The sequence below is a fragment of the Streptomyces sp. AC550_RSS872 genome (assembly GCF_019049285.1).
GTDB lineage: Bacteria > Actinomycetota > Actinomycetes > Streptomycetales > Streptomycetaceae > Streptomyces.
The window spans coordinates 133,791-155,693 of sequence record NZ_JAGMUL010000120.1 but is presented as its reverse complement, the minus strand read 5'-3'; the positions used below and the strand labels follow the sequence as shown (position 1 = coordinate 155,693).

22 protein-coding genes are annotated in these 21,903 nt (G+C 71.4%); 12 read left to right on the top strand and 10 right to left on the bottom strand.

Features of this window, described 5'->3' with window-relative positions:
* The first annotated feature begins 241 nt into the window (after positions 1 to 241).
* From KUM44_RS33660 to KUM44_RS33645, 4 genes are all read left to right on the top strand, one after another.
* Complete coding sequence (locus tag KUM44_RS33660) at positions 242 to 1,510, top strand: DUF418 domain-containing protein (RefSeq protein ID WP_254390487.1); 1,269 nt, start codon at positions 242 to 244, stop codon at positions 1,508 to 1,510.
* Between the two features lie 139 nt (positions 1,511 to 1,649).
* Positions 1,650 to 2,657, top strand: coding sequence for a TIGR01777 family oxidoreductase (locus KUM44_RS33655; RefSeq protein WP_217213549.1), 1,008 nt, complete (start codon positions 1,650 to 1,652; stop codon positions 2,655 to 2,657).
* A 46-nt stretch (positions 2,658 to 2,703) separates the two neighbouring features.
* Positions 2,704 to 2,955, top strand: a complete 252-nt coding sequence (locus KUM44_RS33650; protein ID WP_374202098.1) for a hypothetical protein — start codon at positions 2,704 to 2,706, stop codon at positions 2,953 to 2,955.
* A 141-nt stretch (positions 2,956 to 3,096) separates the two neighbouring features.
* On the top strand, positions 3,097 to 4,137 hold the full coding sequence (locus KUM44_RS33645) for an NUDIX hydrolase (protein WP_217213547.1): 1,041 nt from the start codon (positions 3,097 to 3,099) through the stop codon (positions 4,135 to 4,137).
* Here KUM44_RS33645 and KUM44_RS33640 read toward each other — a convergent pair.
* Positions 4,079 to 5,131: a protein kinase family protein gene (locus KUM44_RS33640; protein ID WP_217213546.1), complete on the bottom strand. Its 1,053-nt coding sequence runs from the start codon at positions 5,129 to 5,131 to the stop codon at positions 4,079 to 4,081. The two genes, KUM44_RS33645 and KUM44_RS33640, sit on opposite strands and share 59 nt — an antisense overlap.
* Positions 5,132 to 5,156: 25 nt before the next feature.
* Positions 5,157 to 6,512 carry a dipeptidase gene (locus tag KUM44_RS33635; protein WP_217213545.1) on the bottom strand — a complete coding sequence of 452 codons (1,356 nt, stop codon included), beginning with the start codon at positions 6,510 to 6,512 and terminating at the stop codon, positions 5,157 to 5,159.
* Positions 6,513 to 6,645: 133 nt separating this feature from the next.
* Between KUM44_RS33635 and KUM44_RS33630 the strand changes: the two genes are divergently transcribed.
* Entirely contained in the window at positions 6,646 to 7,902 is a 1,257-nt protein-coding gene (locus tag KUM44_RS33630; protein WP_217213544.1) for a geranylgeranyl reductase family protein, read from the top strand.
* Between the two features lie 35 nt (positions 7,903 to 7,937).
* On the opposite strand, the gene KUM44_RS33625 is transcribed toward KUM44_RS33630, so the two are convergent.
* Positions 7,938 to 8,387, bottom strand: coding sequence for a nitroreductase family deazaflavin-dependent oxidoreductase (locus KUM44_RS33625; RefSeq protein WP_217213543.1), 450 nt, complete (start codon positions 8,385 to 8,387; stop codon positions 7,938 to 7,940).
* Positions 8,388 to 8,529: 142 nt separating this feature from the next.
* Between KUM44_RS33625 and KUM44_RS33620 the strand changes: the two genes are divergently transcribed.
* From KUM44_RS33620 to KUM44_RS33610, 3 genes are all read left to right on the top strand, one after another.
* Positions 8,530 to 9,234: a TetR/AcrR family transcriptional regulator gene (locus KUM44_RS33620; protein ID WP_217213542.1), complete on the top strand. Its 705-nt coding sequence runs from the start codon at positions 8,530 to 8,532 to the stop codon at positions 9,232 to 9,234.
* 369 nt (positions 9,235 to 9,603) lie between these two features.
* Complete coding sequence (locus KUM44_RS33615) at positions 9,604 to 10,848, top strand: sensor histidine kinase (protein ID WP_217213541.1); 1,245 nt, start codon at positions 9,604 to 9,606, stop codon at positions 10,846 to 10,848.
* On the top strand, positions 10,845 to 11,510 hold the full coding sequence (locus KUM44_RS33610) for a response regulator transcription factor (RefSeq protein WP_217213540.1): 666 nt from the start codon (positions 10,845 to 10,847) through the stop codon (positions 11,508 to 11,510). Before KUM44_RS33615 ends, KUM44_RS33610 begins: the two co-directional genes overlap by 4 nt.
* Here KUM44_RS33610 and KUM44_RS33605 read toward each other — a convergent pair.
* Both KUM44_RS33605 and KUM44_RS33600 read right to left on the bottom strand, forming a co-directional pair.
* The gene (locus KUM44_RS33605) at positions 11,471 to 11,755 is read right to left on the bottom strand and encodes a DUF6332 family protein (RefSeq protein ID WP_217213539.1); all 285 of its coding nucleotides are present in this window, start codon (positions 11,753 to 11,755) and stop codon (positions 11,471 to 11,473) included. The genes KUM44_RS33610 and KUM44_RS33605 overlap by 40 nt on opposite strands.
* 72 nt (positions 11,756 to 11,827) lie before the next feature.
* Positions 11,828 to 13,312, bottom strand: a complete 1,485-nt coding sequence (locus KUM44_RS33600) for an MFS transporter (protein WP_217213538.1) — start codon at positions 13,310 to 13,312, stop codon at positions 11,828 to 11,830.
* Positions 13,313 to 13,397: 85 nt separating this feature from the next.
* Between KUM44_RS33600 and KUM44_RS33595 the strand changes: the two genes are divergently transcribed.
* Positions 13,398 to 13,778, top strand: coding sequence for a MarR family winged helix-turn-helix transcriptional regulator (locus KUM44_RS33595; protein ID WP_217213537.1), 381 nt, complete (start codon positions 13,398 to 13,400; stop codon positions 13,776 to 13,778).
* A gap of 24 nt (positions 13,779 to 13,802) precedes the next feature.
* Here the strand turns inward: KUM44_RS33595 and KUM44_RS33590 are convergent, their stop codons facing one another.
* Complete coding sequence (locus KUM44_RS33590) at positions 13,803 to 14,537, bottom strand: maleylpyruvate isomerase family mycothiol-dependent enzyme (protein WP_217213536.1); 735 nt, start codon at positions 14,535 to 14,537, stop codon at positions 13,803 to 13,805.
* Between the two features lie 17 nt (positions 14,538 to 14,554).
* On the opposite strand from KUM44_RS33590, the gene KUM44_RS33585 reads away from it, so the two are divergent.
* Complete coding sequence (locus KUM44_RS33585) at positions 14,555 to 15,202, top strand: phosphotransferase (RefSeq protein WP_217213535.1); 648 nt, start codon at positions 14,555 to 14,557, stop codon at positions 15,200 to 15,202.
* A gap of 58 nt (positions 15,203 to 15,260) precedes the next feature.
* Positions 15,261 to 16,166 (top strand): helix-turn-helix transcriptional regulator, encoded by a 906-nt coding sequence (locus tag KUM44_RS33580; protein WP_217213534.1) that lies wholly within the window; start codon positions 15,261 to 15,263, stop codon positions 16,164 to 16,166.
* Between the two features lie 45 nt (positions 16,167 to 16,211).
* On the opposite strand, the gene KUM44_RS33575 is transcribed toward KUM44_RS33580, so the two are convergent.
* A complete protein-coding gene (locus KUM44_RS33575; RefSeq protein WP_217213533.1) occupies positions 16,212 to 17,027 on the bottom strand; it encodes an SAM-dependent methyltransferase in 816 nt (271 codons plus the stop codon).
* 137 nt (positions 17,028 to 17,164) lie between these two features.
* The gene (locus KUM44_RS33570) at positions 17,165 to 18,334 is read right to left on the bottom strand and encodes an MFS transporter (RefSeq protein WP_217213532.1); all 1,170 of its coding nucleotides are present in this window, start codon (positions 18,332 to 18,334) and stop codon (positions 17,165 to 17,167) included.
* A gap of 183 nt (positions 18,335 to 18,517) precedes the next feature.
* Here KUM44_RS33570 and KUM44_RS33565 point away from each other — a divergent pair, with 183 nt between their 5' ends.
* Complete coding sequence (locus tag KUM44_RS33565) at positions 18,518 to 19,996, top strand: glutamate-cysteine ligase family protein (protein ID WP_217213531.1); 1,479 nt, start codon at positions 18,518 to 18,520, stop codon at positions 19,994 to 19,996.
* Between the two features lie 30 nt (positions 19,997 to 20,026).
* Here KUM44_RS33565 and KUM44_RS33560 read toward each other — a convergent pair whose 3' ends face one another.
* Both KUM44_RS33560 and KUM44_RS33555 read right to left on the bottom strand, forming a co-directional pair.
* Positions 20,027 to 21,139: a Gfo/Idh/MocA family protein gene (locus KUM44_RS33560; protein WP_217213530.1), complete on the bottom strand. Its 1,113-nt coding sequence runs from the start codon at positions 21,137 to 21,139 to the stop codon at positions 20,027 to 20,029.
* Positions 21,109 to 21,819 carry a ThuA domain-containing protein gene (locus KUM44_RS33555; RefSeq protein ID WP_217213529.1) on the bottom strand — a complete coding sequence of 237 codons (711 nt, stop codon included), beginning with the start codon at positions 21,817 to 21,819 and terminating at the stop codon, positions 21,109 to 21,111. The genes KUM44_RS33560 and KUM44_RS33555 overlap by 31 nt, the downstream gene beginning before the upstream one ends.
* Between the last annotated feature and the right edge of the window lie 84 nt (positions 21,820 to 21,903).

The window sequence follows — 21,903 nt, the reverse complement described above, 5'->3', positions numbered from 1 at the left end:
CCCTTGTGCCGGCGCGGTGTGTCATGCCTCCAGCCTGGAAGCCCGGCCGCCACGCGCCCATCCGGCAACCGTCGGGTCCACCCCCGCCGGGTGGCTGAACAGCACCGCCGTCCGGTCGCACCGGACCGGCCGGTCAGGATGAGACTCCGTCAGTCGGCAGGGCGGTACCCGCCGATCGGCGGGGGAGTCACCGAAGACTGCCGGATGGTCCGCCCCCGGACGTCCACGCGAGGTTCTCCGTATGACACAGACACAGCCGCCCCAGGAGACGTCGGCTCCGCAGGAGAACTCGCCTCCGCCGCCCCGAACCTCCCCCGAGTCCGCCGTGCCGGCCTCGCCCGGTCCCTCGATGGGACGCCTCGTCGGGGTGGACCTGGCCCGCGCGCTGGCGGTGTTCGGCATGTACGTCGTGCACATCGGCCCCCCGCTGTCCGCCACGTCCGGCGTCGGCAGCTGGATCCGCTACATATCGGACGGTCACTCGTCGGTCCTGTTCGCCACCCTCGCCGGGTTCTCACTGATGCTGCTCGCCGGACGCCGCGAGCCCAAGACCGGCCTGGCCGGCCGGCAGGCGAAGGCCCGCATCGCGATCCGGGCCGTGGTCCTGCTGGCTCTGGGCACCGTGATGGCGATGGAGTACGGGGGAGTGATCATCCTCGGCTTCTACGGGGTCTACTTCCTCCTCGCCCTGCCCCTGGTACGCCTGCGCGCCAGGACCCTCGCGATCATCGCGGCCGCGTTCGCCCTCGTCACACCGCAGCTGGCGTTCCTCCTCACCTCGCTGCTGACTCCCTCGGTCCAGCAGAGCATCAACACCTACGACCCGCTCCGCCACCTCAGCGAGGTGGGAGTGCTCGATCTGCTGCTCACCGGCTTCTACCCGGCGCTCACGTGGATGTCCTTCGTGATCGCCGGCATGGCACTGGGCCGCCTCGACCTGTCCTCCGGCACTGTCCACAAGCGCCTCGCCGCGCTCGGCGCCACCCTCACCGCGACCGCCTACGGCATGTCCCTGCTGCTCGCCGGCAAGGACGCGTTGCGGAGCCTCGCGGAAGACGGGCCGTCGTCCAGCGGCTCCGGGTCGATGCCCGCCGGCAGCGGATCGATGCCCCTCGACGGCGGGTCGTTCCCCGATATGCCGGCGTCGTCGCTCCTGGCGGCCGGCCCCCACAGCGGCACCACGTTCGACATCATCGGCAGCGTCGGAATCGCGATCCTCGTGATCGTGGGCGCGACGGTGGCGATGGACCGCCTGCCGCGACTGCGCCGCCTGGCGAAACCGGTCATCGCCGTGGGCACCATGTCCCTGACCGCCTACGTCGGCCACTTCCTCGCACAGACCGCACTGTCCACGGCCGCCGGAACCGGCACCCAGCAGTCCTGGTCGCCGCTGATCATGTACGTCCTCGGGGCGATCGTGTTCGCCGCGACCTGGTCCCGCTTCTTCCGCCGCGGCCCCCTGGAGTACCTCCTCAACGCCGCCACCAAGCCGGTGAAGTACATCCGATGACACCCGGCCGGGGTGGGACACCTCCACGTTCCACCCCCGGCCCGGGCCGCTCATTGACCCGGCATCTGCCATGGGCCCACGCTTTTGAACATGTTCAACTGTGTGCGCTAGGCTCGTTTCCACACACGAGGGGGAGTCGATGAAGATAGTGATCCCCGGGGGAACCGGGCAGGTGGGCACGGTCCTGAACCGTGCGCTGAGCGGCGCGGGCCACGAGGTCGTCGTCCTGACCAGGCGGCCCTCGCAAAAGGGCGAGCTCCACTGGGACGGGAAGACGCCGGGCCCCTGGGCCGCGGCGATCGACGGCAGCGACATCGTGATCAACCTGGCCGGGCGCAGCGTCAGCTGCCGCTACACCGCGCCCAATCTGCGGGCCATGATGGATTCGCGGGTGCACTCCACCCGGGTCGTGGGAGAGGCGATCAGCGGCGCCGCCCGGCCGCCGCGGGTCTGGCTCCAGATGAGCACGGCCACCGTCTACGCCCACCGTTTCGACGCGCCGCACGACGAGGCCACGGGCGTCATCGGCGGCGGCGAACCCGATGTGCCGGACTACTGGGCGTACAGCGTCGAGATCGCCAAGGCCTGGGAGCGGGCGCAGGAGGAGGCCGACACACCGCACACCCGGAAGGTCGCCCTGCGTTCCGCCATGGTGATGAGCCCCGATCGTGGCGGCGTGTTCGACGTCCTGCTGCGACTGGCGCGGCTGGGGCTCGGCGGGCCCGTCGCGGGCGGCGGGCAGTACGTCTCCTGGATCCATGACCGGGACTTCGTCCGGGCGGTCGAGTTCCTGGTCGATCGGCCGGATCTCGCCGGCCCGGTGAACCTCGCCGCTCCCGAACCCCTGACGCAGCGCGCCTTCATGCGGGCACTGCGCTCCGCGTGGGGCGTACCCGTGGGCCTGCCCGCGACGAAGTGGATGGCCGAGATCGGCGCGTTCGCACTGCGCTCGGACACCGAACTCCTGCTGAAGAGCCGCCGTGTCGTGCCCGGCCGGCTGCTCGACGAGGGGTTCGTCTTCGAGTACGACCGGTGGCCTGAGGCGGCCGGCGATCTCGTACGGCGCGTGCGGCAGCGCCGGCTCCACAGGGAGCGACCCGGGGCCGAAATCGCGTCGCCGTCCCGATCGCCAAGAGGCGGAGCGTGACTCCCACCTCCGTTTCGCAGTTGAAACGGTCATGAAGAAGCGCAGCATGCTCGCCATCGCATCCCTGGCCACCGGATTCGTCGTCGCGGCGGTCACTCCGTCCCACGCCATCGAGCTCCCCGTCACCGGTTCCCCCGCCACCGGGGCCCCTGACGCCGGGTTGCCGGCCGGTGCCGAGACCAAGCTCGGCGGTGTGAGCGTCGACAAGGCCCTGGACACCGTCGGCCGGGCCATCAACCGTGAGACGGAGCGGGCTGTGAACGATGCCCCGCACGGGAAGAAGGCAAAGAAGGGCTGACGGGCCCCCCGACTCGACCGCGGCGCCGTACCCCCGCATCCGAGGGGGCCGGCGCCGCTGTCATGCGCTCTCTACGGGAGCTGGTTTCCGTGGCAGGGTGGAGCGGGCAAGCCACAGGGGGCCAACAGAAGAGGGGGAAACGTGATCGTTTGGATCAACGGTGCGTTCGGTGCGGGGAAGACCACCACCGCACGGGAACTGATCGAGCTGATCCCGAACAGCACGCTCTTCGACCCCGAGGTCATCGGCGGAGCACTCACCCACCTGCTTCCGCCCAAACACCTCACCGAGGTCGGTGACTTCCAGGACCTGCCGATCTGGCGGCGTCTCGTGATCGACACGGCGGCCGCGCTGCTCGCCGAGCTCGGCGGGACCCTCGTGGTCCCGATGACGTTGCTGCGACAGGAGTACCGGGACGAGATCTTCGGCGGCCTGGCAGCGCGCCGCATCACCGTCCGGCATGTGCTCCTCGCCCCGGCGGAAACGATCCTGCGCGAGCGAATAGCCGGGCGGGAGATCCCGCCCGAGCCGTCCGACGGCGAGATACGGGTCCGGCAGTGGTCGTACGACCAGATAGAGCCGTATCGCGCCGCACTCGCCTCCTGGCTCACCGCCGACGCGTATCCCGTCGACAACGGCGGGCTGACCCCGTACGAGACCGCCGTCCGTATCGCCGAGGCGGTCGGCAGCGGTACGGCCCCGGTCTGCGACATCGTGCAGACGCCCGAGCCCACCGCCGAGACCGTCGCCTCGGGCGTCCTCCTCTTCGACGAGGAGGACCGGGTGCTGCTCGTCGACCCCACCTACAAGGCGGGCTGGGAGTTCCCCGGCGGGGTCGTCGAGCGGGGTGAGGCGCCCGCGCGGGCGGGCATCCGGGAGGTCGCGGAGGAGACGGGGATACGGCTCGACGACGTGCCGCGGCTCCTCGTGGTCGACTGGGAGCGGCCCTCGCCCCCGGGGTACGGAGGTCTGCGCCTCCTCTTCGACGGCGGGCGCCTCGACTCCACGGAGGCCGCACGCCTCATGCTGCCCGGACCCGAGCTGCGTGACTGTCGGTTCGTCACCGAGGAGGAGGCGGCCGATCTGCTCCCACCGGTGCGTTATGAGCGGCTGCGGTGGGCGCTCAGGGCTCGGGAACGCGGGGCGGCGTTGTATCTGGAGGCGGGTGTTCCCACGTCGTGACCCGCTCCTGAAACCGTCGGCTGAAGTCGTCCATCGCAGCCGCCGTCCGCGCGTGCCGGGAGATCACCGCGGCGGCGGCCTCCGGGATGCCCTCCGGTCGGGCGCCGTCGGCGCATGCGCGGATGAACGCGGACCGTTCCTCCCCGCGGTGCCCGTACAGCTCGGTGACGAGCCAGAGCACCAGGTACAGGGAGGTGTAGGCGCGGTCGTAGGCACGGTGCCGGTCCAGGAAGTCGCGCTCGTCCGGTGTCAGGCGGAAGCGCGGGGAGAGGGCCAGGCCGTAGTCGGCCAGGTAGAGCCGGTGGCCGTCGGTGAGGAAGTTCCCGAAGTGGGCGTCCATGTGCAGGAGTTGCCGTGAGCGAAGGAAGGAGGTGGTGGCCTCGAGGCCCCGCTCCACCAGTCGGCAGGCGGCCTGCGCGTCGCCCGCGGCGAGCCGGGCGCGGAGCCAGTCGTGCACCGTGTGCGGGACGTACTCCAGGAACAGGGCCACGCTCGCGGAAGCGGTCCGCCGGGCCTCGACATGCTCACGCACCCCCGGGGCGCCGCCCCAGTAGCGGACGACCGCTTCCACGTCGGCCAGTTCGTTCGGCAGCGGCTGCACGGGCTCGGGCAGTACCCGCCAGTGGTACATCAGCGGAAAGCCGGGGAACGTGTCCGAGAGCACCCACTTCGTGGTCATCGTGTGCACGGCGAGTTCCCGCCAGGCGCCGAAGCCGGGGCTGGGGATCCTGCCGATGCCGTAGTGGCAGTGGGGCGGCATCCGGAACAGGTTCGCGGTGGAGCGGACGTGCTCGGGGAGCCGCTCGGCGTCCGTGAGCGGTACGCGTTTCACGAAGACCTGGACGCCGTCGACCTCGACCAGCGTCGCCCGTCCTCCGATCCCGGCCCCCGTCGGCGTCCCCTCCGCCACGAGGGCCGCGAGATCGTGGTCGGAGAGGAGCGCGAGGGACGTGGCTACATCGGTGTGAGCGGCGCGACGCGCGGTCCGGGTCATGGGCCCACCTTCAGCGCGCGGCCCCTCAACTCGCCGCGTAATTAAGGAGGAACAGCGCCTCGGCGACCGACAGCCGCTCCAGCTCCTGAGGCGACACGCTCTCGTTCACGGCGTGAATCTGCGCCTCCGGCTCGCTCAGGCCGATGAGGAGGATCTCCGCGTGCGGGTAGAGGGCGGCGAGGGTGTTGCACAGCGGGATCGAGCCGCCCTGGCCGGCGTACTGCATCTCCTGGCCCGGGTAGGCGACCGCCATCGCGTCCGCCATGGCCTGGTACGCCGGGCTGCCGGTGTCGGCGCGGAAGGCCTGGCCCTGGCCGATCTGCTCGGTGCGCACCCGGGCACCCCACGGCGTGTGCGTCTCCAGATGGGCCTGGAGCAGCTTCGTCGCCTCGGCAGCGTCCACGCCCGGCGGCACCCGCAGGCTGATCAGCGCACGCGCGCTCGCCTGCACGGACGGGGTGGCGCCGACGACCGGCGGGCAGTCGATACCGAGGACCGTGACGGCGGGGCGGGCCCAGATGCGGTCGGCGACCGTGCCGGAGCCGATCAGCTCCACGCCGTCGAGGACCTTGGCGTCCTGGCGGAACTGTTCGTCCGCGTACTGGAGCCCCTCCCACGACGCCTCACCGGTCAGCCCGTCCACCGTCGTCGAACCGTCCTCGGCGCGCAGCGAGTCCAGTACGCGGATCAGCGCGCCGAGCGCGTCCGGCGCGGCTCCGCCGAACTGGCCGGAGTGCAGGTTGCCCTCGAGCGTGTCGATCTGCACGCGGACCAGGGTCATACCGCGCAGGGTCGAGGTGACCGTCGGCAGGCCGACACGGAAGTTGCCCGCGTCGCCGATCACGATGGTGTCGGCCTCCAGCAGGTCCGGGTGCTGCTCGGCGTACCGCTCCAGACCGCCCGTACCCATCTCCTCCGAGCCCTCGGCGATCACCTTGACGTGGACCGGTATGCCGCCGTTCGCCTTCAGCGCGCGCAGAGCGAGCAGGTGCATGATCACGCCGCCCTTGCAGTCGGCGGACCCGCGCCCGTACCAGCGGCCGTCGCGCTCGGTCAGCTCGAAGGGTGGGGTGCGCCAGGCGGCCTCGTCCAGCGGGGGCTGCACGTCGTAGTGGGCGTACAGCAGGACCGTCTTCGCGCCCTCGGGCCCCGGCAGGTAGCCGTACACCGACTGCGTGCCGTCGGGGGTGTCGAGCAGGGCCACGTCCTGGAAGCCCTCGGCGCCGAGCGCGTCGGCGACCCAGCGGGCGGCGCCCTCGCTCTCGCTCCTCGGGAACTGGTCGAAGTCCGCCACCGATTTGAACGCCACCAGTTCGGTGAGCTCCGCCTTGGCCCTGGGCATCAGCGAGGCGACGGTCTCGGCGACCGGATTCGACGACATGGGCACGCTCCTTGTGGGTGCGACGTTGTACGTGTGAGTGCTGTGATCCTCGCACAGTGGCCTGCGGCGATGCCCGCCGTAGGATGCGGGGGACAGCAGCAGGCGGCGGCTTGATCGGGAGCAGTAGACCATCGTGAGCAGCGAGAACTCTTCGGCGGACGACGTGCGGCAGGTGTGGGACGTCGTCGTGGTGGGCGCGGGACCCGCGGGAGCCTCGGCCGCGTATGCGGCGGCCGTCGCCGGGCGGCGCGTGCTGTTGCTGGAGAAAGCCGAGCTGCCGCGCTACAAGACATGCGGCGGCGGCATCATCGGCCCCTCGCGCGACTCGCTTCCGCCCGGCTTCGAACTGCCCTTCCGCGACCGCGTGCACGCGGTCACCTTCTCCAACAACGGCCGCTTCACCCGGACCCGGCGCTCCAAGCAGATGCTCTTCGGGCTGATCAACCGGCCCGAGTTCGACCAGCAGCTCGTCGAGCACGCGCAGAAGGCGGGCGCCGAGCTGCGTACGGGCGTCACCGTGCAGCGCGTCGAGCAGCACGGCTCGGCGGTGCCGGACCGGCGCAGCGTCGCCGTCGTCCTCCAGGGCGGCGAGACGCTGCTCGCGCGGGCCGTGGTCGGCGCGGACGGCAGCGCCAGCCGGATAGGAGCGCATGTCGGGGTCAAGCTCGACCAGGTGGATCTCGGCCTGGAGGCGGAGATTCCGGTGCCGGAGACGGTCGCCGAGGACTGGCAGGGACGGGTGCTCATCGACTGGGGTCCGATTCCCGGCAGTTACGGCTGGGTTTTCCCCAAGGGGGACACGCTCACGGTCGGTGTGATCTCGGCGCGCGGCGAAGGAGCCGCCACCAAGCGGTACTTGGAGGAGTTCATCGGGCGGCTCGGGCTCGCCGGGTTCGAACCGAGCGTCTCCTCCGGCCACTTGACGCGCTGCCGTGCCGACGACTCGCCGCTGTCACGCGGGCGTGTGCTGGTGTGCGGTGACGCGGCGGGCCTGTTGGAGCCCTGGACCCGCGAGGGGATCTCGTTCGCGCTGCGGTCGGGCCGGCTGGCGGGGGAGTGGGCGGTCAGGATCGCCGAGGCGCACGACGCGGTGGACACCCGGCGCCAGGCCCTGAACTACGCCTTCGCGATCAAGGCGGGACTCGGCGTCGAGATGAGCGTCGGCAAGCGGCTGCTGACGGTGTTCGAGCGCCGGCCCGGGCTCTTCCACGCCACGCTGACCGGTTTCCGGCCCGCCTGGAAGGCCTTCATGGACATCACCCGCGGCTCGACGTCGCTGGCCGAGATCGTCCGCACCCACCCGATGGCCCACCGCGCGCTCACCGCGATGGACCGCCGCCAGACTCCGACTCCGACTCCGGCTCCGGCCGATGGCGAGGGCACTTCCTGACGGTGGCCAGGGGCACCTCCTGATGCCGGACCGGGTCACTTCCCGACGGTGATCCGGAAGACGGGGTGGTCCGGGGCCGCCGCGATGATCTCCTCGTCCGAGGACTTCGCGGTGACCCCCTGGAAGTACTGGTTGACCTCCCAGCCCCACTTCTCCAGATAGGTCCGCAGGATCGGGAGCTTCTCCTGGTCGGGAAGCTCCACCGCGGCGAACTCCCGCACCTTGCGCCCGACCCGCAGCTCCCCAGCGCCGGCCGCGCGCATGTTCCGCACCCACTGGGAGTGGCCGCGGGCCGAGACGAGGTACTGCGCGCCCTCGTACCTGTGCGGGTTGACCGGGATGCGCTGCATCCTGCCGCTCTTGCGCCCGCGCACCGACATCTCCGCCGAGCCCGCGATGCTGAGTCCGTGCCGGGCGAGCCAGCCGATGACGCTGTTGAGGCGGACGTTCAGCGGGCTGCCCTTGAGGTAGTACGGCGACGTCATGGGGACCTCCGTAGTCCGGTTCGGACGATTGAGAGAGCGGTGCTCTCGCTTGAGAGCAGTGTGTACGAGATCTCTGATCCAAAGCAAGAGCAGTGCTCTTGAATGTGTGCACCGCTCTGTCCTTCGTGGAAGACTGGCCCCCATGAGCAGTACCGCAAAGGGCCTGCGCGCCCGCGCCAGGATGGAAGTCACCGCGGCCATCAAGGACGAGGCCCGCAGACAGCTCGCGGCCGAGGGCGCCGCCAAGCTCTCGCTGCGCGCCGTGGCCCGCGAACTCGGCATGGTGTCCTCGGCGCTCTACCGCTACTTCCCCAGCCGCGACGACCTGCTGACCGCTCTCATCATCGACGCCTACGACTCCCTCGGGGAGCGCGCCGAGGCAGCGCACGCCAAGGCCGCCGACGCCGGACCCGTACGGCGCTGGACGGCGGTGGCGGAGGCCGTACGGGACTGGGCGCTGCGCCATCCGCACGAGTACGCGCTGATCTACGGCTCGCCCGTGCCCGGCTACACCGCGCCCGACACCACGGTCCCGCCCGCCTCCCGCGTAGGCCTCGTCCTCATCGGCATCGTGCGCGAGGCCCACGGGACCTCCGGCCTCACCGAACCGGCACCCCTGCCCGCCGAACTGCGCCCCGAGGCCGAGCGCATGACCGCCGACCTGGCCCCCGACCTCCCGCCGGCCCATGTCGCGGCCCTCGTCGCCTCCTGGGCCGAGCTCATCGGGCTCGTCGGGTTCGAGCTGTTCGGTCAGTTCAACCGGGTCGTGGAGGACCGGGCGGCGTTCTTCCGGCATGCGGTGGGCCGACTCGCGCACGGGGTCGGCCTGGTGGACGGAGAGCGTTAGACCGACGCGCGTCGTCAGAGGGCCGGCACGGGTGACGGCGGCAGTTCCGGGTCCTGGCGAGGACCGGGCGTGCAGGGTGCGCAATGCGGCTCCCGTGCCACAACTCCGCCGCCTACCGGGCGGCGTCGATCGCGCAGAGGGCCGGCCCCGACGCCGGTGAGCCGAGGTTGCGTACATGCGTCGGCGGTGCCCCGCTCCACAGGGCCTCGAACAGACCCGGGACGGACGGGTCCGGGACACGCCCGCACCCGCTCAGGCCCCCGGCGGCGGCTACCCGCCCGGGGCGGCTGACGTACTTCACTGGGAGTACGTGTGATCACCACGCGCGGGTGACGCCGCCCGGCCGCCATCGCGTCTAGCGTGGCGGACATGGACGAGCAGCAGGAACGCCGGGGCGGCGGTCCCCGGATGTGGTGGCGGCACGGGCCACCGGGGTGGAACCGGTGGGCCGACGAGGAGCACGCTCCACGCTGGCCCTGGCGATCCACCCTGCTGGTCACCTTCTTCGTGATGGCCGGCTCGAACTTCGCGGCCCAGGGCCAGCTCGACGACCGGGCGCCGCTCGATCCCTTCGCACGTGCGCTGCTGTTCGTGGCGTCGGCGCTGCTGCTGTGGCGCAAGCGGTACCCGGTGGCCGTCGTGTTCGGGACGGCGACGGCCGCCACGGTCTACCTGGGCGCCGGATACCCGTACGGGCCGGTCTTCGTGGCCGTCGCCCTGGCCTGCTTCAACGCCATCGTCATGGGGCACCGCAGGGCCGCCTGGGCCGCGGTCGGGGTGCTCTGGGTGGGGCATGCCCTGGTGGCGCACTGGCTGTACCAGTGGCTGCCGCCGTCCGGCGACTCGGCCGCGCCCTGGGGGCAGGAGGGCGTGATCGCCGCGTGGGTGGCGGCGATCGTGGCGGTGTCGGAGCTGGCCAGGATCCGGCGCGAGCAGTGGGTGAAGGAGCGGGTGGAGCGGGCGCTGGCGGCACGGCGCAGGGCCGACGAGGAGCGGCTGCGGATCGCCCGCGAGCTGCACGACGTCCTCGCGCACAGCATCAGCGTGATCAATGTGCAGGCAGGCGTGGGCCTCGCCCTCCTGGACACCGACCCCGAGCAGGCCCGCACCGCGCTCACCACCATCAAGGCAAAGAGCAAGGAGGCGCTCGGCGAGGTCCGCCAGGTCCTCGACACCCTGCGCACCCCGGGCGACGCCCCGCGCACCCCGGCGCCCGGCCTGGACCGGCTGCCCGAACTGGTGGAGCAGGCCGCGAGCGCGGGCCTCACCGTGGAGGTCGAGGGCGAGCCGCCCCGCCTCGCGCCCGGCACCGACCTCGCCGCCTTCCGGATCGTCCAGGAGGCCCTCACCAACGTCGTACGCCACTCGGGATCGCGGCACGCACGCGTGCACCTCGATCACGACGACCGGACGACGCTACGGCTGCGTATCGACGACGACGGCCCCGCGACGGGCGCCGACGCGGGCGGCAGCGGCAACGGACTCGCCGGAATGCGGGAGCGGGCGGCCGCGCTCGGTGGCACGATCGAGGCGGGCCCGCGGGACGACGGAGGGTTCCGGGTGCTCGCCGTACTGCCGTTGAAGGCTTCCCACGAGGTCAAGGAGGACCGGTGATCCGCGTACTGCTCGCCGACGACCAGTCACTGGTGCGGGCCGGCTTCCGGGCGCTGCTCGACGCTCAGCCCGACATCGAGGTGGCCGGCGAGGCCTCCGACGGCGAGGAGGCGCTGCGCGAGGTGCGCGAACTGCGGCCCGACGTCGTCCTGATGGACATCCGCATGCCGCTCCTGGACGGTCTCGCCGCGACCCGCCGGATCACCGAGGACATGGAGCTGAAGGACGTCAAGGTGGTCATGCTGACCACCTTCGAACTCGACGAGTACGTCTTCGAGGCCATCCGCTCGGGCGCCGCCGGCTTCCTGGTCAAGGACACCGAGCCGGAGGAACTGCTGCGTGCGGTAAGGGCGGTGGTCGAGGGCGACGCCCTGCTGTCGCCGGGAGTGACCCGCCGCCTCATCGCCGAGTTCGCCGCCCGCTCCAAGGAACCCGCTGCCGCCGACGCCCTCGCCGAACTCACCGAGCGTGAGCGGGAGGTGATGGCGCTGGTCGGCATCGGCCTGTCCAACGAGGAGATCGCGCGCCGCCTGGTGGTCAGCCCGCTCACCGCGAAGACCCACGTCAGCCGTACCATGGTGAAGCTCGGCGCCCGGGATCGGGCCCAACTCGTGGTGCTGGCCTACGAGTCGGGGTTGGTGCGGCCGGGCTGGTTGGGCTGAGACGTCTGGCGGAACCGCGTCAGAACGCTGACGACCCGGGCGAAGAACAGCACGACCGCGACCGTGGTGCCCACGCCGACGAGTGCGCCGCGCGCACCGTCCGACAGGTCGAAGACGAACGCCGGCCCGACGATCGCCCCGAACAGCACCGCCGCCGCGAACGCGGCACTGAACAGCGCGTACCCGATCTCGACGGTGATCGCGTCCCGCTCGGCCTGACGGCGCCGTCCCCCGTAGCTCTCCATCCTTCGAGTCAAACAGGCGTGCGCCCGCTGGAGCAAGTCGCTCACACCGGGCGCACGCGGGAGGCGTCCCCTTCAGTCACGGAGCGCCACACGCTCCGCTTCCGCCTCCTTCGCGGTGGACTCGGCGACCACGACGGTCCGCTGCTTCGGGCGCGTACGCAGTCCGGTGAGGGCGATCAGGAGGCCCGCTACCGCGATCACGGTGGTCACGGCCAGGGCGGGCAGGTAGCTGTCGAGGACCGCCTGGGGGGAGGCGGGTTCCTCGGGGCTGTTCGCGGTCAGGACCGCGGTCACGACGGCCAGGAACAGCGCGCCGCCCACCTGGACCGAGGTGTTGAGCAGGCCCGAGACCATGCCCTGCTCGTGTTCGTCGACGCCGTTGGTGGCCTGGACGTTGAGCGAGGGGAAGGTCAGCGCGAAGCCCGCGCCCACCAGCAGCATGGTGGGCAGGATGACCGCGGCGTAGACCGGGTCGAGGTCGATCCGCAGGAACAGGAGGTAGCCGGCGACCAGCGAGGCGAAACCGATCGCGATCAGCCGCGCCGTACCGAACCGGTCGATGATCGCACCGACCTTCGTCGCCGACAGCGCCACGAGCGCGCCGGCCGGCAGGAAGGCCAGCGCCGTGTGCAGCGCCGACCAGCCGAGCAGTTGCTGCATGTACAGCGTGACCAGGAACTGGAAGCCGATGTAGCTGCCGACGAACGTCAACGCACCTAGCTGCGCCCGCACCTGGGCCCCCGAGCGCAGTACGCCCAGCCGGATCAGCGGGCTCGGGCTGCGCCGCTCGACGCGGACGAAGGCGGTGAGCAGGACGACGACGGCGACGAACGACAGGATCGTGCGGGCCGAGCCCCAGCCCGCCTCCGGTGCCTCGACGACGGTGAACACGAGCAGCAGCATCGCGGCGGTGCCGAGGATGGCGCCGGGGACGTCGTAACCGCCGCTCGTCCGTTCGCGCTCGGTGCGCGGGAGCAGTTTCAGGCCGGCGACCAGGGCGATCAGCGCGACGGGCGCCGGAAGCAGCATGGTCAGGCGCCAACTGGCCTCGGTGAGCAGGCCGGAGAAGACGAGCCCCATCGAGTAGCCGGTGGCGCCGCAGGTGGTGTAGATCGCCAGCGCGCGGTTGCGTATCGGGCCCTCGGCGAACGTCGTGGTGATGATGGACAGGCCCGCGGGCGCGGTGAACGCGGCGGCGAGGCCCTTGACGAACCGGCTGGCGATCAGCAGCGGGCCCGAGTCGACGAGCCCGCCGAGCAGTGAGGCGAGTGCGAACACGGCGAGGGCCACGAGGAACACCTGGCGTCGGCCCAGCAGGTCGGCGGTGCGTCCGCCGAGGAGCAGCAGGCCGCCGTAGCCCAGGATGTAGCCGCTGACGATCCATTGCAGGGTCGAGGTGGACAGGCCCAGGTCGGCGCCGATGGACGGCAGGGCGACGCCGACCATCGACACGTCCAGCGCGTCCAGGAACATCGCGGCGCACAGCACCAGGAGGGTGCCCCACAGCCGGGGGGTCCAGCGTCCTTCGGACGCGGGGGTGGTGAGCGGAGAGGTCATGACGAAGACAGTACATGCGTATGCATGAGATGCAAGGGCATTTAATTCCGATGCAATAATTGCGGAACTCTGCTACGGTGCGCCCATGGTGGCGAAGAAGCCCGAGCAGGCACTCGTGGACCAGTGGCACGACATCCTGGCGCTGCATGCGCGCACCCAGTGCGAACTGGACCGCGCCCTCGGCCAACACGGCCTGTGCGCAAGCGACTTCGAGGTCCTGGACGTGCTGGCGGACGCCAAGTGCCCGTCGTACCGGGTGCAGGAGATCTCCGAGCGCGTCCACCTGAGCCAGAGCGCCCTGTCACGGCTGATCGCCCGGCTGGAGAAGGACGGGCTGGTCGAGCGCGGTATGTGTCAGGAGGACCGGCGGGGCGTCAAGGTCCACCTGACGGCGAAGGGCCGCACGCTGCACGGCAAGGTGCTGCCCGTGCAGCGGGCGGTGCTGACCAGGATGCTGGCGAACTGACCGGCGCAGGGCGCGAGTTCAGCTTCAGATGACGGCCGAGTTCTCCCGCCACAGCGTGGCGATGGACTCGTCGCCCGTCACGTCCGGGAAGGGCTGCCTGTTCCACAGCGACAGGTACACCTGCGCGGCCGGTCCGGCGATCTCGCAGTCGGCCTGAGCGGTGTCGCCCCGCTCGGCCGCGGGAGGCTCCTGCGACAGCCGTACGGTCCACACGGCGCCGTCGGTGTCCGTCGCCCGCACTCGCAGCACCCGGGGCTCGGCGCTGCGGACCCGGCTCTTCGGCCGGGCGTGGAAGGCGCACAGCAACTCGTCGACGCCGTCCGCCGCGAAGCCGGCGTCGATCCGGCTCGGCGTACCCCCGAGTGCCGCCTCCGCGTCGAAGCGGTGCACGGTCGTCTCGTGTGCCTGCCGGCGGGCCCAGAAGGCGAGGGGTGAGGGAGCGGGCAGAAAGTGCCAGCACCGCACGTCGGCGGGGGCGGCCGCGAGCGTGTCGACCAGGTGGCGGTGCCCTTCCCGGAACCAGCCGAGCAACTCGGCGCCGTCGAGGTCGGGCAGGCCGCCGCCGGGGTGGGGGGACATGCGCCCCTCGGCCACGAACGCCGCCGCCCAGCGGTGCACCATCCCCGTGTGCCGCACCAGATCCCGCACCTGCCACTCGGGACAGGTCGGCACCTTCGCGTCGGTCCCTGCCTGTTCGGCGGCCGCCGCCAGCAGCCGGCCCTCGCGGTCGAGGCTGCGGACGAACTCCTGTGTCTCCATGGGGGTGAGTGTGCCGGATGGAGTGCGGTCGAAGGGAAGCGCTCTTCGGGGCGCGGTGGGAAAGAGGCAGAACTCGTTGCCTTCCCGCGCCGGAGACCAGGTCCGACCCCGCGCCGGCGGGCTGGTCCGAGGACGTGGACGGGCAGGGGCTGCGGAACTTCGCCCGGCTGCTGCGCGACTGCCACGACGCCTCCAGCGGCTTTTCGGCTCCGCCGGGCGCGACCTGGTCCACGGACACCGCCGTCCCGGGCGACGACGAGGTCGTCTGCCATGGGGACTTCGGCCCCTGGAACGTCGTCTGGCAGGGCAGCCCGCCGGTGGGAATCATCGCCTGGGACTTCGCCCGCCCGGCAACCCGCCTGCACGACGTGGCCTACGCGCCGGAGTGCGTCGCCCCATTCCGCGACGACGCCGAGCGCCGGCGCCGGCTGCACTGCATCGCCGGACAGCGGGCCCCGGCCGACCTCGTGCGCCGGCCGGCCGAGCAGGGGCCCGAGCCCCAGGCCACCCGGGGCGCCGACGGGCTCCTGATCGAACTCGACGACGGGATCGGCTGGAGCGCGGCGCACCCGCATCTGGCCGAGTCGCCGAGTCATCCGTCGCCGCCCGCACTTCCAGGATGGCCGTTCCCACGACTTGGAGATCATGTACCGGACAGCCCCTAGGATGGCGGCCGCACCGCTTGTATGCGCGCAAGTCGCGTTCGTCGCAGGGAGATTGCCCATGCGCCTCGACAAGGCAGCACGTACCCCGGTCGGCGGCAGGGGCCTGGACGGACAGTCGGCCGGGCCCATGGGGGCGCGGCTGGTACTGGGCGCGCGGCTGCGCGGACTGCGGGAGGAACAGGGGATCTCCCGCGCTGCCGCGGGGCACGTCATCCGGGCCTCACGGTCCAAGATCAGCCGGCTGGAGGGCGGCCGCCACGGGGTCAAACCGCGTGACGTGGAGGATCTCCTCACCCTCTACGGCGTCACGGACGAGGCCGAACGGGCCACCTTGCTGACCCTGGCCGAACAGGCCAACACCCCCGCCTGGTGGCAGTACTACGGCGACGTCGTGCCCACCTGGGCGCAGCTCTACCTCGGCGCAGAACAGGCGGCGAGTCTCATCCGCTGCTTCGAGGTCCAGCGCGTACCCCACCTGTTGCAGACCCCCGACTACGCCCGCGCCGCCGTCCGGCTCGCCCACCCGGGCGCCGGTGCGCACGAGATCGACCGGCGGTGCATGCTGAGGATGACACGCCGACGCATCCTGCACCGCCGGCCGACGACGCAGTTCTGGGCCGTGATCGACGAGGCGGCGCTGCGCCGCCCGGTGGGCGGTCTCGACGTGATGCGTGACCAGCTCAGGCATCTCATCGAGATCTGCCGACTCCCTCAGGTCACCGTCCAGATCCTGCCGTTCCTCGCAGGGGGCCATGCCGCGGAGAGTGGCCCCGTGACCATCCTGCGGCTGCCCGGCGGTCTGTTGCCCGACATGGTCTATCTCGAACAACTCGCCACCGCCCTCTACCCCGACAAGCCGGACGAGATCGAGCGCTACTGGGATGTCATGAACCGCCTGGTGGTCGAAGCGGAATCGCCGGACGAGACGCCGACGATTCTCCACCGCATCCTCCAGGAAACCTGATCCACGGCGTGGACCGGCGGTCGGCGGGCCGCGGACCCCGCGGATTCAGCGCTTGACGGCCACCCCGCCGTACTGGTGCACCTCCGCCGGCAGACCCCAGGCGCCCCCGTCGGGACGCCAGCGCGAGCACGACGCCACGCCCGGTTCGAGCAGCTCAAGGCCCTCGAAGAAGCCCGCGATCTGCTCGGGGCTGCGCAGGATGTACGGGATCGAGCCGCCGTCGTTGTACTGCTGGATGGCCCGGACGTAGGACTCACTGGTGTTGGTGCTGTCGTACTGCACCAGGTAGCTGCCGGAGGGCAGCGCGTCCACCAACTGCCGCACGATCGAGCGCGCCTCGTCGTAGTCCTCGATGTGGCCCAGGATGCCCATCAGCATCAGAGCGACCGGCTGGTCGAAGTTCAGCGTCTTCCCGGCCTCCCGCACGATGGTGCCGGGATCACGCAGGTCGGCGTCGACATAGTTGGTGACACCTTCCGGCGTGCTGGTGAGCAGCGCGCGGGCGTGGGCCAGGACCAACGGGTCGTTGTCGACGTAGACGATCCGGCACTCGGGAACCACCCGCTGGGCGATCTCATGGGTGTTGTCCACGCTGGGCAGCCCGGTGCCTATGTCCAGGAACTGCCGGATGCCCTCCTCGGCGGCCAGATGGCGAACGGCGCGGGCGAGGAAGTAGCGCGCGGCGCGGGCTCCGGTCTCGATCCCGGGGAAGATCGTGCGGAACGCGTCACCGGCCACCCGGTCGACTTCGTAGTTGTCCTTGCCCCCCAGCCAGTAGTTCCAGATCCGAGCCGACTGCGGCACCGAGGTGTCGATCTTGGCGAGCGCCTCGTGCTCGGTGTTCTCCGGCTCATCAGTCATGGACACTCCCGTATGTGTGTGGTCAGTACCACGAAACCGGCCAACACCGGTCGTGGGCACCCACGTTATTCCCCGCAGGGCGACTCATGTGAATCACCGGGCCCCAACTCGCCTATGCCGAAACATCTGTTGGTGGTTCAGCGCACTGTCGCACGTCGCGTGCCGAATCCGATGACAGCCGCCGTGGCGGCGAGGGCGGCCACGCTGGTGAGGGCGAGGGGGAGAGAGAACCAGTCCGCCATGAAGCCGATGGCGGGTGGGCCCAGGAGCATGCCGCCGTAGCCGAGGGTGGACGCGATGGCGACGCCGTCGGGACCGGCCAGGGTTCCGGCTCGTTCGACGGCGACGGGGAAGAGGTTGGCGAGGCCCAGCCCGGTGATCACGAAGCCGACGAGTGCCGCCCAGAGGCTGGGGGCGAGCGCGCCGAGCAGCATCCCGGCCGCGGCGGTGGCGCCGCCCGAGACGAGGGTACGGGTCTGTCCCAGGCGCCTCAGCAGCCAGGCGCCGGTGAGCCGGCCGATCGTCATGGCGAGCGCGAAGCAGGAGTAGCCGATTGCGGCCGCGCCCGGCGTGGCGTGCAGGTCCTGCTCCAGGTGCAGGGCGCTCCAGTCGGCCAGGGCTCCCTCGCCGTAGGCCGTGCACAGGGCGATCAGGCCGAAGGTGATGACCAGACGACGCGTCCGGGAGTCCGGGCGGCGGGGCGCGGACTCGGCCTGCGGTGCGCTCTCGGGCAATTCCGGCGCCGGGACGCGCAGCAGGACGCGGCCCGCCAGGGCCGTGACGACCAGGCCGATCGCGGTGAGGCCGAGCAGATGCCGCGTGGGCGACAGTGCCCCGGCGACGAGCCCGCCGAGCCCGGCGCCGACCATGCCGCCGAGGCTGAAAGCGGCGTGGAAGCTGGGCATGATGGGCCGCCGCAGCGCTCGGCCCAGGTCGACCGCGGCGCTGTTGAAGGCGACGTTGATCCCTCCGTAGGCGGCACCGAAGACCAGCAGGACGGCACCGAGGGCCGGTGCGGAGTGGGTGAGCGGGGGCAGGGCCACGCCGAGGGAGAGCAGGACGCCGCAGACGACGGTGACGAGGTGGCTGCCGTAGCGGCGGCAGAGGCGGCCGGTGAGCACCATCGTCACGACGGCTCCGGCGGAGACGCCGAGGAGGGCCAGGCCCAGGGCGCCGGCGGAGGCGCCGGTCTGCTGCTTGATGGCGGGGATACGGACGACCCAGCCGGCGAAGACGAAGCCGTCGAGGGCGAAGAAGGTGGTCAGGGCGATACGGAGGCGGGTCAGGTCGTCGGGGGTACCCGGCACGGCGTTGTGCGATCGGGTTTTGTTTATTAACGGCACAAAATCAGGCTAGGCGGGCGACGGGGGAGACGACAAGGGGAGCGCTGCGCCGGCCGACGGTCCTGGTGCCCGCCGACTGTCCGGGTGCCGTGCGAAGTGCGACGCTGGGACGAGAGCTATCCGCCGAGGGAACTCGGGAGGGCGCTGATGGGACGTGATGTGCCGGCCCTGGTGTTCACACGGGAGGATCGCCGTCGGTACCGGGAGAAGATGCACAGCTGTCTCGACGTGCTGGCGCAGATGCTGCGCGAGTCGACGTTCGAGAGCGAGCGCCCCCGGGTCGGCCTGGAGATCGAGCTCAACCTGGTGGACGACGCCGGGCGGCCGGCGATGCGCAACACCGAGGTCCTCCAGGCGATCGCGGACCCCGCCTGGTCGAGCGAACTGGGCCGCTTCAACCTGGAGATCAACATCCCGCCCCGGGAGCTGACGACCGGGGGACCCGGGGCCTGGGAGCAGGCGATCCGTGACGCGCTCAACCACGCCGAGGACCGCGCCGCCGCCGTCGGCGCCCACCTGATCATGATCGGCATCCTGCCGACCCTGGGGGAGACGGACGTCGGGGAGCGGGCCCTGTCCGGCGATCCGCGCTACCAGCTGCTGAACGAGCAGATCTTCGCGGCCCGCGGCGAGGATCTGCGCATTTCGGTGGACGGCGTCGAGCGCCTGTCGACGTACGCCGACACCATCACGCCCGAGGCCGCCTGCACCAGCACCCAGTTCCACCTCCAGGTCGCACCGAAGGACTTCGCCGACTACTGGAACGCCGCCCAGGCCGTCGCGGGCGTACAGATCGCCCTCGCGGCGAACTCGCCCTTCCTCTTCGGCAAGGAGCTGTGGCGCGAGACCCGTATCCCGCTGTTCGAGCAGGCCACCGACACCCGCCCCCAGGAGATCAAGGCCCAGGGCGTACGGCCTCGGGTGTGGTTCGGCGAACGCTGGATCACCAGCGTCTTCGACCTGTTCGAGGAGAACGTGCGCTACTTCCCGGCCCTGCTGCCCCTGTGCGACGACGAGGATCCCCAGCGGGCCCTCGATGACGGCGGCGCCCCGCAACTGGGCGAACTGACCCTGCACAACGGCACGATCTACCGCTGGAACCGTCCCATCTACGCCGTCACCGACAGCGGTCCGCATCTGCGCATCGAGAACCGCGTCCTGCCCGCCGGGCCCACCGTGGCCGACATCATCGCCAACGGCGCCTTCTACTACGGCCTGACACGTGCCCTGGTCGACGAGGACCGGCCGATCTGGACGCGGATGTCGTTCTCGGTCGCCGAGGAGAACCTCCACACCGCCGCCCGCGACGGCATCGACGCCCGCCTGTACTGGCCCGGCATGGGCGAAGTCCCGGTCCCGGAGCTGGTGTTGCGCCGCCTGCTGCCCCTCGCCCATCGTGGCCTGGAACTGGCCGGCCTGGACGCGGCGTGGCGCGAACCCCTGCTGGGCATCGTCGAGCAGCGCTGCGTCGTCGCCCGCAACGGGGCCCTGTGGCAGGCGGAGACGGTGCACCAGCTGGAGAAGACCGGCGTCATTGACCGGGGTGAGGCGCTGCGGCGGATGACCACGACGTACATGGACTACATGCATCTCAACGCGGCCGCGCACACGTGGCCCGTGGACTGACCTCCGTGCACCGGGGGGGGCGGGTGCGGGTCAGCCGGCCTCCTGCCCCTTCCAGTCGTCCGCCGGCGTCAACGGGACGAGCGCGGGCACCTCCGCGGTCGTCGCCAGCTCGATACGGCGCCCCTCGGCCGACGAGCGCAGCAGGGCGCTCATCGTCTCCAGCACGTGCAGGGCGAGTTCGCCGTTCGCCCTGGGCGCCCGCCGCCCGTCGGCGGTGATGAAGTCGAGCAGTCCGATGCCCCGGGCGCCGTCGACGTAGCCCGCCGAGGGCGGGAGCGTACGCCACTGGGTGGCGCCGAGTTCGAAGAGTCGCACCTCACCGTCGAAGTGGTTCGGGTCCGGAACCGCGAGGGTGCCCGCCGCGCCGTGCACCTCGATCGGCGCGGCGTTCGTCGCGACGCCGTCGAAGCTCGTCGTGATCGTCGTCAGGGTGCCGTCCGCGTGCTCCAGGACTCCGGAGACATGGCTGTCCACCTCCACCGGGATCCGCTCGCCCGCGCGCGGACCGGACCCGATCACGCGCTCGGCACGCAACCGGCTGGACGCCCCAGTCACGGCCCGCACGGGACCGAGCAGATGGACCAGGGAGGCGAGGTAGTACGGCCCCATGTCCAGCAGCGGGCCCCCACCGGCCGTGTAGTAGAAGTCGGGATGCGGATGCCAGCGTTCGTGGCCCGGCGTGACCATCACCGCCGTGGCGAACTGGGGACGCCCGATGCTCCCCGCCGCGACGGCCGCCCGTGCCGTCTGGACGCCGGTGCCGAGGACGGTGTCCGGCGCGCATCCCACACCGACCCCTGCCTTGGCGGCGGCCTCGATCACGGCGTGCGCGTCGGCGAGGCCTGCGGCCAGCGGCTTCTCCCCGTAGACGTGCTTCCCGTGCCCGATGGCGCCGAGGGCGATCTCGGCGTGGGCCGCGGGGACGGTGAGGTTGAGCACCGTGTCCACGTCAGGGCTGCTCAGCAACTCCTCGACGGTCAGCGCCTGGACGCCGGGTACCTCGGCGGCGACCGCGGCCGACCGGGAGGCGTCCAGGTCGGCGACCGCGGTGACGCGCACGCGGAGGTGGCCGACGAGCGTGTCCAGGTACGCGCGGGAGATGACGCCGAGTCCTACGACGCCGATGCGGTGCGCGTCGCCCACAGCATGCCCCTCTCGATGACGGTACGGACGTTCGGGTCCTCCAGGACGTCCAGGCTGTGCCCCGGAGTCGTCACCACGACGCGCCCGGCGCCCCACTGCCGGGTCCAGATCGCCGGCGAGGTGACCGGGCGGTGCCACGGCTGCCACGGCCGGGCGGGGTGGGTGGTGGTGGCCAGGACGTCGATCAGGTCGTCGTGGAGCACCCAGTACTGCTCGGTGTCCAGCTCGAAGTCCTCGATGCCCGCCGTGACGGGGTGCTCGCGGCCCAGCTGGGTGATGTTGACGGCGTGGGGAAGGTAGTTGTCCTCCTGACCTCCCACGCGTTCGCACGGCTCCTTGCCCGGGTGGGTGGCGAACTGCCCGCCCACCAGGTGGAGATAGTCGGAGGAGGCCCGGAACGAGTCGGCGATGCCGCCGTGCCAGCCGGTGAAGCCGGTGCCGGCGACGACGGCCGCGCTCAGTCCCGCCAGCTGCTCGGCGCTGATCTGCGACATCGTGACGCACTGGACGACGAGATCCGTGGCGGCCATCTCGGCGGCGTCGGCGTAGACGTCGGTGGACTCCTCGATCCGGACGGCGTATCCGTTGCTCCGCAGGAACGGCAGGAACAGCTCGGTCGCCCGAACCGGCTGATGCCCCTCCCATCCGCCTCGGACCACCAGGGCCTTCTTCCGCGTCATCTCGTCCTTTCGTCGGGACGAATCGTCCCTTCGGGGGTCGACGGACAGCGCCCTCACTATGCGCCAGGCGCCCGCCTCCAGGAA